The sequence below is a fragment of the Blastomonas sp. SL216 genome (genome assembly GCA_026625625.1).
GTDB lineage: Bacteria > Pseudomonadota > Alphaproteobacteria > Sphingomonadales > Sphingomonadaceae > Blastomonas.
This window is the reverse complement of record CP113055.1, coordinates 1550017-1562096: the sequence shown is the minus strand read 5'-3', so window position 1 is coordinate 1562096 and position 12080 is coordinate 1550017. Positions and strand designations below refer to the sequence as shown.

Here is a 12080-nt window from a genome sequence, read left to right as displayed (position 1 = left end):
TTGAGGGGGCGGTGGGCCGTCTCCTAAACTGCACCCACATCCGCTCAGCCTGAGCCTGTCGAAGGCCCCGCACAGCCGGTGCCGCTTGCCGTCCTGTTCTGTGCGAGTTGAGAAATCAGGTCCCAGTCGCCGGCAATGAGGGCCTCCTTCTTGGCGCGAGACCAGCCCTTGATTTGTTGCTCGACCCAGAAAGCATCCTCGCGCGAGCCGAAATCCTCAGACCAGACCAGCGAGACGGGCAATCGTTTGGCAGTGTAGCCCCCGAGCGTGCCGAGTTGGTGCTGGGACAGGCGGTGCTCAAGATCGTCGGTGTGCCCGGCATAGTAGCTGCCGTCGTTGCATCGGAGCAGGTAGGCGTAGAAGGACATCCGCAAACGCTACCGTTATCGCGGGGCCTTCGACAAGCTCAGGCTGAGCGGGGTGGGTGTCGGGGATGGGTAATCTGGCAACGACAGCGCGGGGCCTTCGACAGGCTCAGGCTGAGCGGGCTGGGGTGAGGGGCTTGCCCCAGGGGCAACCGCTAGCCCCCTAGACCAGCCCCAGCCTTGCCAGTTCGCCCAGCATTTCCGCCGGCATCGCCTCTGCCTCGCTGACGCCATCGCCCAGGTCGGCAGGCGCGTCGGCGGCTTCGAGATAGCGCCAGCCCTGGTGCGCGCGGCGGGGGATGGATTGCACGGCGATCAGGCGCGGTTCGATGCGGATCCAGATGCGGCCCTGGCCATTGTCCATGAAGCCGATCAGCGGGCTGCGGCCGACAATGGCGCGGTTGTGAATCCAGTAGAGCGAACCGCCGCCCATCTCCTCGTGCCGCTTGGGCAGGTAGCGCGTGGTCAGCCGCGCCTCGCCGAGCGGCGCATGGCTCTCGATCCACTGGCGCAGCGAGCCAACGCTGGTCGCGCCGAACGCGATCTTGGTCATCGACAGCGGCATTACAGGCTGACCAGTCCGCTCGCCACCGCCAGGCCCAAAAAGGCGAGAAAACCCATGGAATCGGTGGTCATCGTCACGAAGATCGAGCTGGCGACCGCCGGGTCCTGATCGAGCTTTTCCAGCACCACGGGAATGACGACCCCGGCCAGTCCTGCGAGCAGGATGTTGGTCTGCATCGCAGCGGCAATCACCAGCCCCAGATGCGCGTCATGGAACCACAAGGCGGTAGCCGTGCCCGCGATCAGCGCAATGGTCGCGCCGTTGAGCATCGCGATGCGCATCTCGCGGATGATCGCGCGGCGGGTGTTCGATTCGGTCAGCTGGTTGGTCGCCAGCGCGCGCACCGTCACCGCCAGCGTCTGCGTCCCGGCATTGCCGCCGACCCCCGCGACGATCGGCATCAGCACCGCCAGAGCCACCATCTGCTCGATCGCGCCACCGAAAAAGCCGATGACGCTGGAAGCGACGAGCGCGGTGCCCAGGTTCGCGATCAGCCAGCGCACGCGGGTCTTGTAGGTCTCTCGCACCGGCTCGTTAATGTCGCCATCGCCCGCGCCCGACAGGCGGAAAATGTCCTCGCCTGCCTCTTCCTGGACGATATGGATGATGTCATCGACCGTGATCTGGCCGACCAACCGCCCGGCGCCATCGACCACGGCGGCGGAAATAAGCGCGTATTTCTGGAACCTTAGGGCGACTTCTTCCTGATCCATATCGGTCGGGATCAGCGTCTGGTCGCGCTTCATCACATCGGTCAGCGCAATGTGGCGCGGAGTGCGCAATATCCAGCTCAACTGGCAGGTGCCGACCGGGCGGTGCTGCGGATCGACGATGAAGATTTCCCAGAATTCGGTCGTCAGCTCGGCATGCTCGCGCAGATAATCGATCAGCTGACCGACATTCATATGCTCGGGGACAGCGACCAGATCGCGCTGCATCAGGCGTCCGGCGGATTCCTCGGGGAAGGACAGGGCATCGACGATCGCCGCGCGATCGGCCGGTTCCAGCTCGGCCAGAACCGCGCGCTGGTCCTCCTCCTCCATCTCTTCGATGATCGCCACCGCGTCATCGGTCTCGAGCTGCCCGGCGAGTTCCGCCACCTGCGCGGCGGGCAGCGCGTCGATCACGTCATCGCGGACATAATCGTTGAGCTCGGTGAGCACGTCCGCGCCGAGCAGGTCGGTGATCGCACGGGCCAGCGGGCCGCGATAATCGCGCTCGACCAGCTCGAAAAGGTCGGCAATATCGGCAGGGTGCAGCGGCTCGACCAGGTCATAGGCCGCCTCGTCATCCTCCCGGTCCAGCGCATCGCAGACCTGCGCGACAAATCCGGGCAGCAGGCGGTTGTCCTCGTCCAGGCTGGCGCTCTGGTCGGGCATCTCGTGCAGATCGGGTTCGTGGAGCGGAGCGTCGGTCGGGTCGGTCATGGCCTGCTCCTGTCTGGCGGGTTGGAGGGGGGCGTGCAGGCGTGCTGCGACGCCCAACATGCATGGCCGCGTGTTTGGCCGTTCGCACCTGCAAAAGCAATCCCGATCCGGCGCATCGGCCAAGCTCGGCCAAGGGGTGACATTCGCCTGCGCCCCGCTATATCGGCGGCAGAATTTTCCCAAGGCAAGAAGGACCGACCATGACCGCCGAAACGCTTACCTTTCACATTCAGGATGGCGGCGATGTCGTCATCAAGCTGCGCCCCGACCTTGCGCCCAACCATGTCGAGCGCATTGTCGAGCTCGCCAGCGAAGGCTTTTACAACGGCGTGAAGTTCCACCGCGTGATCGCCGGCTTCATGGCGCAGGGCGGCTGCCCCAACGGCACCGGCACCGGCGGTTCCAAGAAGCCCGACCTACGCCAGGAATTCAACGACGAGCCGCATGTCGAGGGCGTGTGCTCGATGGCGCGCACGATGGACCCGAACAGCGCGAACAGCCAGTTCTTCATCTGCCTGGACGACGCCCGCTTCCTCGACCGTCAGTACACCGTCTGGGGCCAGGTGATCGAAGGCATGGAACATGTCCACGCGCTGCCCAAGGGTGAACCGCCCGCAAAGCCCGGCGTGATCGCATCGGCCACGGTGGCCTGATCGGCTGGATCTGAACCCCTCCCTTTCGGGGGAGGGGGACAGCCAGAGGTGCAGGCAGCGCTGCCGCCCGCCTCAGATATTCGCTTCCACCAGCCAGTCGTGGAACAGCCGCACCGCGCGCATGTCGAGCGCGCGGGGCTTGCACACGAACCAGTAACTGTACGGGCTCTCGACGCGCACGTCGAACAGCTTGGACAGCCGCGCATCGCCCGAACGGGTGAGGTGATCGTCGTGCATGATGGCGATGCCCAGCCCCTGGGCCGCCGCTTCAAGCATCAGCGGGCCGCTGTCGATATGATCGATCGACTGCGGATGCAGGTCGGTCAGCCCCAGCGCGTGCTTCCATGCCTCGAACGACTGGGGCATTTCATTGTGCACCAGGATCGTCTGGCGGTTGAGTTGGGCCAGGTCGGGTGTCGGGCCCAGGCTGTCGACCAGTTCGCGCGAGGCGATGGCATAGACATAGTTGCGGTCCAGCCGCACCGAATGGAGCGCCGGGTCGGGGCTTTCGGCCAGCACGATCGCGGCATCGAGCGTATCGCCCAGCCGCGCCTCGCCATGGCCCGATGTATCCACATCGATATGCAGCATCGGATAAAGCCGGCGCAATTCGCCCAGCCGCGGGACCAGCCGCTGGCTGCCGAACAGCGGCAGCATGCCCAGCCGCAGGCGCAGGATCCGGCTGTCGTCCATATGCGCGGCCACGGCATCGGCCAGCGCGTCGATCGCCGGGGCGACACTTGCGTATAGCGCTTCACCCGCCTCGTTGAGCTTGAGCTGCTGGTTGTGGCGCTTGAACAGCTTCTTGCCGACAAAATCCTCAAGCCCGCCGATTCGGCGGCTGAGCGCGGACGGCGACAGCGCCAGCTCGCTTGCAGCCGCCTTTGCAGAGCCCAGCCGCGCAACGCGCAGAAAGGCTTCAAGGGAGCGCAGGGGAGGGAGACGTCGCATGGCCATGTTCGGGTCATTATTGCAGTGCAGCGGAAATGTGCAATTGCAAATCGTGACAAACTACGGTTTTGCGCGATCAGTGTTGCGTTCTTTGCAACTCAAATCATTCATTTCGCACTTGCACAATAAGGGTCTCTGACCCATATTGATCATGCCTTTCAGGCATCCTCTCCTAAAAACTTTATCGGGTCAGCCTTCGGGCTGGCCCTTTTTTTGTGCTTGGATGGCCTGTAGGCGCAGCCCCTAACCCAGCCCGTGCGGCTTGGCAAATCCTTTGATTTCCGGGCTATTTTTTGCATTTGCGAGATGAAGTCGCTGCAAAGGATTGCAAGCCGTGAGGGTAAGCGGTGTCATCCGCAGACTTCCTTGATTCGCCTGCAGCGACCGAATCGCGTGATTCGCGAATCAGAAAGTGATCGTGCGGGTACCCGGATGGTGCTTGTCGAGATGCTTGCGGATGATCTTCAGGTTCCGCGTGTTCGAGCGCCAGAAGAAATCGAACGCATCGCCGACCAGCGGAACGGCACCGAGCAGGCTGTCAAAGCCGACATTGGCGGCCATCCGCGCCAGCTGGAATTTCGACATGCCGAGGTTGCGCGCTTCCCAGACGATATACAGGCCCATCGCGCCGGTGATGACATCGCCCAGCACCGGGACAAGCCCCAGCACGAAATCGAGCCCGATCTTGCGGCTGGTGCCGGGCAGGGTGATGCTGCGCTCCAGCATCATTTCCAGCATTTCCACGCGCTGGCGGATCGCCTGCGGATCGTTCGACAACGCGGGCATGGCCGCGCGTAGCTGTTCCATCTGTTCAGGCCGGATCGTCTTCATATTGCACTCCCGTGCCCCTTGCGCTCCCCTATCTGGGGATGACTACCATGTCCGGCAAGGCGTGCCAGCCATCGGCGGTGATGGCAAAGCCCGGAACATTGCCCTTCACCAGCGAAAAGCGCACCGGCGTGCCCAGCGGAATGAAGATATTGGCCGAGGTGATTGCCACCTCTGCCTCGGCCATCTTGGCCATGCGCACCGCCGGATCGACCGCGCGCCGCGCCTGGGCGAGCAGCACATCGCCTTCCTGATTGCACAACGGGCGCACCGCACAGGCCAGCTGGTTGAGGAACCAGCCCGGCTGGCGATAATGCGCCACCTCGTCGATCAGCACGATATCGGCCCGGGCATCGGGGGCGACACGGCGCGCGCTCAGCCCGACAGCCTCCAGATCGCGCTGGATCCGCCCGAACACCAGCCGCGCGCCGGGTCCGCGCGGCATGGCGATGCGCAGTTCGGGCAGCGCGGCATTTGCCTGACGCCAGCGGACGATACGCCCGCGCGCCAGATCGCGGCGCTGATCGAGCGACAGGTCGGTCCAGCGATCACCGATAAGCGGCTGATAGCGGCCCATGCCCAATGGCACGATCCGCGTCGTCGTCTGCCACTGGCCGATGCCCAATGGGGTCATCAGCGCGTCGCGGTCTATCGCCAGCGCAATCGCCTCGCGATTGGCAGGATCGCCCAGAAAGCCCTTGCCGTTGACCACCAGCAGCCCGAACAGCCCGGCCACCGGATCGGCGCGGACGTCATTGTCCGATATGCCCGCCGCGCTGAGATAGGGCAGGTGCTCGAACCGGCCACCCAGCACCATGGCGCTTTCCCCGAGCGAAAAGCGCGCGATCGATTTCGCCGCGCTCTCGGTGCGGACCTGGAGCGGGCGGACCATGCGGCGCAGATCGGGGGCGAGCGAATCGTCGACGCGTTCGGTCAGCAAAGTCCAGTATTCCTGCCGGTTGGCGGCGAGCGGACCGGTGCCGCTGCCGTTGCGGCGGATGCCGAGCTCGGGCAGCGCCAGAATGCGCAGCAGTTCCGGCTGGGGCGAAAGCAGGCGGATCTCGATCACGCGGCCGGTCATCGAACGGATGTCGCGCACCTCCGCCGTATCCGCTCCGATCGCGCTTCTGGCCTCGATCTGCAGCCGGCGCTTCAGCGCAGCGGCGACATGCTCGGACGTCACGGTATCGCCATTTTCCCAGCGGGCGTTGCGCAGGCGGAAGATATAGCTGAGCCCGTCATCGGTGACGATCCAGCGTTCGGCCAGGCCCGGCACGATATTGCCCAGAGCATCCAGCCGCACCAGACCTTGCGATGTCGCGGCGCGCAGATAGGCGGCACCAGGTTCAAGCCGGGCGGCATCCAGATTGGTCTTGGTGGCGGGATCGATGATCGAGATGCCGAGCGGCGAGCTGTCCGATCCGCTGCACGCGGTCAGCGCCAGCATCGCCGCAGCTGCCAGGCCCGAAATGGCCTTTTTCCATGCGCCGGTCATGCCTTGCCTCGCGTCCGTCATCCGCCCGACCCCGCGATAGCAGGCGCCGTCCCCAGCGACAACGCTGCGCTGGGGTGGATGTTGCCGGGATTGTCCTGCCAGCCGCGCACCCGGGGCGAGACCAGCGCACCGCTGCGATAGAACCACAGGGGAATGACCGGCATCGCCTCGAGCAACCGCGCCTCGGCAGCACGCATCGCGGGGACACGGCGCGCGGGGTCGGGCTCTGCCATTGCCCGGTCGAGCAGCGCGTCGAAGCCGGGATCGGCAAAGCCCGAATAATTGACCTCGCCCGCATCCGAGCGATGGACCGCCAGGAAATTTTCCGGCGCTGGGATATCCGCGATCCAGCCCGAGCGCGCCATCTGGAAGTCGCCCCGGCGCATCGCGGCGAAATGCAGCGCGGGTTCGCTGTTGAGGATGCTCGCCTCGACGCCGAGTGGCTTCCACATCGCCGCCAGCGCCACCGCCATGCGGCGATGCTCGGCGGACGAGTTGATGCGGATTTCGAAGCGCAACGGGCGCGCGGGGCCATATCCGGCGGCCGCGAGCAGGCGCTTTGCTTCGGCCTGGCGGTGCTTGAGCGGCGATATTGCCCAGCCCGGTCGTACCGGCGCACCGGCATAGAGCGCGGGCGGCACCAGACCATAAGCGGGCGCATTGCCCATTGGCAGCAGCGCGCGCGCCAGCCATTCGCGGTCCACCGCCATGCCGAGCGCCTGGCGCACGCGCGCGTCATCGAACGGCGGCTTGCGGGTGTTGAGCGTGAAATAATAGCTGCCCAGATAGTCACCGGTGCGCACCGCATCAGGCCGCTGCCGGCTGAGCCAGTCATGGCGGCTTTGCGGATAATCGCCCGAGATATCCGCCTCACCTGCGAGGAACAGGCGCATGCCGGCAAGGGGATCATCGACCGGTTTCCAGATCACGGTGCCGATCGGCGCCTTGCCGCCATGCCAGTTCGGGTTGCGCTCCAGCACCAGCCGGTCGTTCAGCCGCCAGTCGCGGGTGCGATAGGGGCCAGAGGTGACCAGCGGACGCTCGGCGGTCCAGTCCGCGCCTTGCCCCGCGCGGTGCAGCGGCAGCGCCGCCATCGCCGGATGGGCGAGCAGCGCGGGCAGCTGGGGGAAGGGGGCGGCGAGTTTCACGATAACGGTCGCATCGCCCTCGGCCTCGACCGACTGGATCGCGGCGAACAGAGCGGTGTGCGGCGATCCGGTGGCCTTGTCGTTCAGCCGCTGCCAGCCGCGCGCGAACGCCGATGCGGTGATCGGCGTGCCATCGGAGAAGCGCAGACCGTCGCGCAGGGCGAAGCGCCAGGTCAGCCCGTCGGAGGACACCTTCCAGTCCCGCGCCAGCCCCGTCACCGCCATGCCGAACACATTGAAGCGGGTCAGCCCCTCGAACTGGTCCGCCGCGACGCGCAGTGAGGCAAGGTCCGAATAGGTCTGCGGATCGAGCCCGCGAATTTCGGCATCGGCCAGGCGCACCAACCGGTCCTGCCCGGGAGCGCTCACCGATGGGCTCGCATCGCCGGTACACGCGGCCAGCATCAGCGCAAGCATTAGGGGCCAGAAGCGGAGCATCACCATCCGTCATGCCCGCGATTGCTTCTGCCGAAAAGGCTCAATTGCTTAGCAACGCGGAACGCATTTGCGATGCGATGCGTCAACGCTGCAGACAAAGCGAGGACTGTCATCATGTATCTGAACAGAAAAACCATGTCGCTGGGTGCGGCGTTGATTGCTGCGACCGTGGTCAGCGGCTGTGCGGGATCGGGCTATCAGGATCGCGGTTTCGGATCCTATCGGCAATATGACTATAACCGCCCCGACCCGGCTTATGGTGGCTATGATGCGGGGCGATACTATCGCGACGACCGTCGATATCGCGAGCGCAGGCTTGGCCGCAACGACCGCGTCTATCGCGGGCAGGACGGCCGCTTCTATTGCCGCCGCCAGGATGGCACCACCGGGCTGATCGTCGGCGGGATCGCTGGCGGTATTCTGGGCAACATCATCGCACCGGGCGATTCGCGTACCCTGGGCACCATTTTGGGTGCTGCGGGAGGGGCGGCTGCCGGCGCTGCGATCGACCGCAACGGCGCACGCTGCCGCTAATGCAAAAGGCGCCCCGGGTGATCCCGGAGCGCCTTTCGTTCATATCGCAGCTATTGAAGCTTAGTAGCTGTAATACATGTCGAATTCGACCGGGCTCGGCGTCGTTTCCCAACGGACGACGTCGTCCCACTTCAGGTCGATATAGGCTTCGATCTGGTCCTTCAGGAACACGTCGCCCTTGAGCAGGAAGTCGTGATCGGCGGCCAGCGCGTCGAGCGCTTCGCGCAAGGATGCGCAGACGGTCGGCACTTCCTTCAGCTCTTCGGGCGGCAGGTCGTACAGGTTCTTGTCCATCGCCTCACCGGGATGGATCTTGTTCTGGATGCCGTCCAGGCCCGCCATCAGCAACGCCGAATAGCACAGATACGGGTTGGCCATCGCATCGGGGAAGCGGAATTCGACGCGCTTGGCCTTTTCGCCGGTGCCGTACGGAATGCGGCACGAGGCAGAACGGTTGCGGCTCGAATAGGCCAGCAGCACCGGCGCTTCGAAACCGGGCACCAGACGCTTGTAGCTGTTGGTAGTCGGGTTGGTGAAGGCGTTCAGCGCCTTGGCGTGCTTGATGACGCCGCCGATGAAGAACAGGCACATTTCCGACAGACCAGCATAGCCATTGCCCGCGAACAGCGGCTTGCCTTCCTTCCAGATCGAGATGTGGGTGTGCATGCCCGATCCGTTGTCGCTCTTGATCGGCTTGGGCATGAAGGTCGCGGTCTTGCCATAGGCCTGGGCGACCATGTGCACGACATACTTGTAGATCTGCATGCGGTCGGCGGTTTCGACCAGCGTGCCGAAGGTCAGTCCCAGCTCGTGCTGTGCGGCGGCCACTTCATGGTGGTGCTTGTCGCAGGGCAGGCCCATTTCCAGCATGGTGCTGACCATTTCTGCGCGCACGTCGGTCATGCTGTCCACCGGAGCTACCGGGAAATAGCCGCCCTTGGCGCGCGGACGGTGGCCCAGGTTGCCGCTGTCATAGCTGCGGCCGGTATTGGTCGGCAGCTCGATATCGTCGATCGCGAACATCGAACCGTTATAGCCGTCCGAGAAGCGCACATCGTCGAACATGAAGAATTCGGCTTCGGGGCCGACATAAACGGTGTCACCGATGCCGGTGGACTGCAGATAGGCCTCGGCGCGCTTGGCGGTGCTGCGCGGGTCGCGCGAATATAGCTCGCCCGTGCCCGGCTCCACGATGTCGCAGAACAGGATCAGCATCGGATCGGCCGAGAACGGATCGATATAGGCCGCGTCCAGATCGGGACGCAGGATCATGTCGGATTCGTTGATCGCCTTCCAGCCCTCGATCGACGAGCCGTCGAACATCAGGCCGTCTTCCAGCTCGTCCTCGCCAATGACGCCGGCGCACATCGTCAGGTGCTGCCACTTGCCCTTGGGATCGGTGAAGCGGACATCGACCCACTCGATCTCGTTTTCCTTGATCATTGCCAGAATGTCTGCGGCTGTCTTTGCCATTTTAGCTTTCCCTCTTCGTGATATTGCGATCCGGGCCTTGCGACCCCCCTCGGGTGGAACTGATGTTTGTTGTTGCGGCCTTGCCGGGGCAGGCCTCTCCTGGAGTTGCGCGGGCCCTGTTGATCAGACCGCGTCGTTATCCCGTTCACCTGTGCGGATGCGCAGAGCGGTTTCCACAGGGATCACGAAAATCTTGCCGTCACCGATACGGCCCGTTTGCGCGGCAGCGGCGATCGCCTCGACCACACGGTCGGCCAGCGCATCGTCGACCACCACCTCAAGCTTCACCTTGGGCAGGAAATCGACGATATACTCGGCGCCCCGGTACAGCTCGGTATGGCCCTTCTGGCGTCCGAAGCCCTTGGCCTCGGTCACGGTGATGCCGGACACGCCGACTTCGTGCAGCGCCTCCTTCACCTCATCGAGCTTGAACGGTTTGATGATCGCCTCGATCTTTTTCATAAGTCCCTGATCATCCTGTCGTCTTCCATCCTGCCCGGATCGGGGCAGGGCGGTTTTGGGAAAGAACGGCGCGGTTGCCCCGCACCGTCGTGATATGGCTGCAGGGGGCGTGCCGCATGCGCATGGCATGGAACCCGAGTCCCCCTTTGACTGCTACCAAACAATTAACGTGCCAAGACGCATTCCGCCACAAAAGCTTGGCTGCGTTGCAACATTATTGCGGGGGATGCCGGAATTGCGGGCAGGGGTCTGCTGCGCTGCCCAAATTTTGGGCATGGTGCGATACCTCCGGCCGGGTTGCGTCAAGGCTGGCCGGTGGGATATAATCGCACCAGAGCGAAAGGACCGATATGGAAAAGGCCAGCATCACCCTCACCGAGGCGCATCACCAATTGCTGCGCGCCGCCGTGGAAGCGGGGGAATATGCCAGCATCAGCGAGGCGATCCGCGATGCGTTGCGCGGGTGGGAGCTCAAACGGCAGATGCAGCAGGCCGAGCTTGAGGATTTGCGCCGGGAACTGCAGAAGGGGATAGACGATCTGGAAGCAGGCCGTGTCGTCGAGTGGGACCCTGAAGGCATGAAGCAACGCTTGCGTGCAAAGTTTGCGAATTCATGAAACTCATCATCTCGGCACAAGCCCAGAATGACCTGGACGCTATAGCCGAGTATATTGCGCAGGACAATTTGCCCGCTGCAGAACGGTTGATCGGCAGATTGGCGGATAAGTTCGACCGTATCTGCGCCAGTCCGGGCATCGGCTCACCACGGAGCGAATTGATGCGGGGCCTGCGAGGGCAGGCTTTTGGCCGCTACATCATTTATTATCGCGTGCGCGCCGATGAATTGGAAATTGTGCGAGTGGTCCACAGCGCTCGGGATCAGCAGCGCGCATTTCTGGACGATACCGATCAATAAGGCGGGCAGTCCAGTCCCTTCGCGCTCTTGGTGAAGATCTCGCAGCCGGTTTCGGTAATGCCGATCGAATGTTCGAACTGGGCCGAGAGCGAACGGTCGCGGGTCACGGCGGTCCAGCCGTCCTCGAGCATCTTCACCGCATGCTTGCCGATATTGATCATCGGCTCGATGGTGAAGAACATGCCGGGCTTGAGCTCCGGGCCGGTGCCGGGGCGTCCGACATGGACGACCTCGGGCGCATCATGGAACAGCTTGCCCAGGCCATGGCCGCAGAAATCGCGGACCACGCCATAGCGGTGCTTTTCGGCATAGGACTGGATCGCATGCGCGACATCGCCCATGGTGTTGCCGGGCCGCGCCTGCTCGATACCCAGCATCAGGCATTCATAGGTCACATCGACCAGCCGCCGCGCCTTGACGCCGACATCGCCGATCAGGAACATGCGGCTGGTATCGCCGTGCCAGCCATCGACGATCGGAGTGACGTCGATATTGACGATATCGCCTTCCTTGAGCTTCCGATCCCCCGGAATGCCATGGCAGACAACATGGTTGATCGACGTGCAGCAGCTGTGCGTGAAGCCGCGATAGCCCAAAGTCGCAGGAATGCCGCCGCCCGCCAGCATCAGCTCGCGCGCCCTGGCGTCGATCTCTTCGGTGGTCACGCCTTCGGTTACGAACGATGTCAGTTCGTCGAGCACGTGCGCGGCGAGCTGGCCGGCCTTGCGCATGCCATCAAAGCCCTCGGGCCCATGCAGTTTGATCGTGCCATCGCGCATCGGCGTATCGGCATTGGTGACGTGGACATACTGATTCATGCGAACA

General features: G+C 64.0%; 14 protein-coding genes. 4 read left to right on the top strand and 10 right to left on the bottom strand.

Features of this window, described 5'->3' with window-relative positions; all coding sequences use genetic code 11:
• Positions 1–44: 44 nt before the first annotated feature.
• From OU999_07475 to mgtE, 3 genes are all read right to left on the bottom strand, one after another.
• Entirely contained in the window at positions 45–368 is a 324-nt protein-coding gene (locus OU999_07475; protein WAC25014.1) for a GIY-YIG nuclease family protein, read from the bottom strand.
• Positions 369–528: 160 nt separating this feature from the next.
• Positions 529–930 carry a DUF1489 domain-containing protein gene (locus OU999_07470; protein ID WAC25013.1) on the bottom strand — a complete coding sequence of 134 codons (402 nt, stop codon included), beginning with the start codon at positions 928–930 and terminating at the stop codon, positions 529–531.
• Positions 930–2309, bottom strand: coding sequence for a magnesium transporter (gene mgtE, locus OU999_07465; protein WAC25376.1), 1380 nt, complete (start codon positions 2307–2309; stop codon positions 930–932). Before mgtE ends, OU999_07470 begins: the two co-directional genes overlap by 1 nt.
• A gap of 248 nt (positions 2310–2557) precedes the next feature.
• On the opposite strand from mgtE, the gene OU999_07460 reads away from it, so the two are divergent.
• Positions 2558–3010, top strand: coding sequence for a peptidylprolyl isomerase (locus OU999_07460; protein ID WAC25012.1), 453 nt, complete (start codon positions 2558–2560; stop codon positions 3008–3010).
• 72 nt (positions 3011–3082) lie between these two features.
• On the opposite strand, the gene OU999_07455 is transcribed toward OU999_07460, so the two are convergent.
• The 4 genes from OU999_07455 to OU999_07440 form a co-directional block, all read right to left on the bottom strand.
• Positions 3083–3967: a LysR substrate-binding domain-containing protein gene (locus OU999_07455; GenBank protein ID WAC25011.1), complete on the bottom strand. Its 885-nt coding sequence runs from the start codon at positions 3965–3967 to the stop codon at positions 3083–3085.
• A gap of 399 nt (positions 3968–4366) precedes the next feature.
• Positions 4367–4792: a DUF4112 domain-containing protein gene (locus OU999_07450; protein WAC25010.1), complete on the bottom strand. Its 426-nt coding sequence runs from the start codon at positions 4790–4792 to the stop codon at positions 4367–4369.
• Positions 4793–4820: 28 nt separating this feature from the next.
• Positions 4821–6284: an ABC transporter substrate-binding protein gene (locus OU999_07445; protein WAC25009.1), complete on the bottom strand. Its 1464-nt coding sequence runs from the start codon at positions 6282–6284 to the stop codon at positions 4821–4823.
• Between the two features lie 17 nt (positions 6285–6301).
• Positions 6302–7870, bottom strand: coding sequence for a peptide ABC transporter substrate-binding protein (locus tag OU999_07440; GenBank protein ID WAC25008.1), 1569 nt, complete (start codon positions 7868–7870; stop codon positions 6302–6304).
• 135 nt (positions 7871–8005) lie between these two features.
• Here OU999_07440 and OU999_07435 point away from each other — a divergent pair, with 135 nt between their 5' ends.
• The gene (locus tag OU999_07435) at positions 8006–8404 is read left to right on the top strand and encodes a glycine zipper 2TM domain-containing protein (protein ID WAC25007.1); all 399 of its coding nucleotides are present in this window, start codon (positions 8006–8008) and stop codon (positions 8402–8404) included.
• 60 nt (positions 8405–8464) lie between these two features.
• On the opposite strand, the gene glnA is transcribed toward OU999_07435, so the two are convergent.
• Complete coding sequence (glnA, locus tag OU999_07430; protein ID WAC25006.1) at positions 8465–9877, bottom strand: type I glutamate--ammonia ligase; 1413 nt, start codon at positions 9875–9877, stop codon at positions 8465–8467.
• A gap of 123 nt (positions 9878–10000) precedes the next feature.
• On the bottom strand, positions 10001–10339 hold the full coding sequence (locus OU999_07425; GenBank protein ID WAC25005.1) for a P-II family nitrogen regulator: 339 nt from the start codon (positions 10337–10339) through the stop codon (positions 10001–10003).
• 350 nt (positions 10340–10689) lie between these two features.
• Between OU999_07425 and OU999_07420 the strand changes: the two genes are divergently transcribed.
• Complete coding sequence (locus OU999_07420; GenBank protein WAC25004.1) at positions 10690–10956, top strand: type II toxin-antitoxin system ParD family antitoxin; 267 nt, start codon at positions 10690–10692, stop codon at positions 10954–10956.
• Positions 10953–11255 (top strand): type II toxin-antitoxin system RelE/ParE family toxin, encoded by a 303-nt coding sequence (locus OU999_07415; protein WAC25003.1) that lies wholly within the window; start codon positions 10953–10955, stop codon positions 11253–11255. The genes OU999_07420 and OU999_07415 overlap by 4 nt, the downstream gene beginning before the upstream one ends.
• On the opposite strand, the gene map is transcribed toward OU999_07415, so the two are convergent.
• The gene (gene map / locus OU999_07410) at positions 11249–12073 is read right to left on the bottom strand and encodes a type I methionyl aminopeptidase (GenBank protein WAC25002.1); all 825 of its coding nucleotides are present in this window, start codon (positions 12071–12073) and stop codon (positions 11249–11251) included. The two genes, OU999_07415 and map, sit on opposite strands and share 7 nt — an antisense overlap.
• Positions 12074–12080: the final 7 nt, after the last annotated feature.

Coding starts and splice junctions, on each gene's coding strand:
- OU999_07475 (WAC25014.1), bottom strand. CDS start 368: ATGTCCTTCTACGCCTACCTGCTCCGATGCAACGACGGCAGCTACTAT.
- OU999_07470 (WAC25013.1), bottom strand. CDS start 930: ATGCCGCTGTCGATGACCAAGATCGCGTTCGGCGCGACCAGCGTTGGC.
- mgtE (WAC25376.1), bottom strand. CDS start 2,309: ATGCCCGACCAGAGCGCCAGCCTGGACGAGGACAACCGCCTGCTGCCC.
- OU999_07460 (WAC25012.1), top strand. CDS start 2,558: ATGACCGCCGAAACGCTTACCTTTCACATTCAGGATGGCGGCGATGTC.
- OU999_07455 (WAC25011.1), bottom strand. CDS start 3,967: ATGGCCATGCGACGTCTCCCTCCCCTGCGCTCCCTTGAAGCCTTTCTG.
- OU999_07450 (WAC25010.1), bottom strand. CDS start 4,792: ATGAAGACGATCCGGCCTGAACAGATGGAACAGCTACGCGCGGCCATG.
- OU999_07445 (WAC25009.1), bottom strand. CDS start 6,284: ATGACCGGCGCATGGAAAAAGGCCATTTCGGGCCTGGCAGCTGCGGCG.
- OU999_07440 (WAC25008.1), bottom strand. CDS start 7,870: ATGCTCCGCTTCTGGCCCCTAATGCTTGCGCTGATGCTGGCCGCGTGT.
- OU999_07435 (WAC25007.1), top strand. CDS start 8,006: ATGTCGCTGGGTGCGGCGTTGATTGCTGCGACCGTGGTCAGCGGCTGT.
- glnA (WAC25006.1), bottom strand. CDS start 9,877: ATGGCAAAGACAGCCGCAGACATTCTGGCAATGATCAAGGAAAACGAG.
- OU999_07425 (WAC25005.1), bottom strand. CDS start 10,339: ATGAAAAAGATCGAGGCGATCATCAAACCGTTCAAGCTCGATGAGGTG.
- OU999_07420 (WAC25004.1), top strand. CDS start 10,690: ATGGAAAAGGCCAGCATCACCCTCACCGAGGCGCATCACCAATTGCTG.
- OU999_07415 (WAC25003.1), top strand. CDS start 10,953: ATGAAACTCATCATCTCGGCACAAGCCCAGAATGACCTGGACGCTATA.
- map (WAC25002.1), bottom strand. CDS start 12,073: ATGAATCAGTATGTCCACGTCACCAATGCCGATACGCCGATGCGCGAT.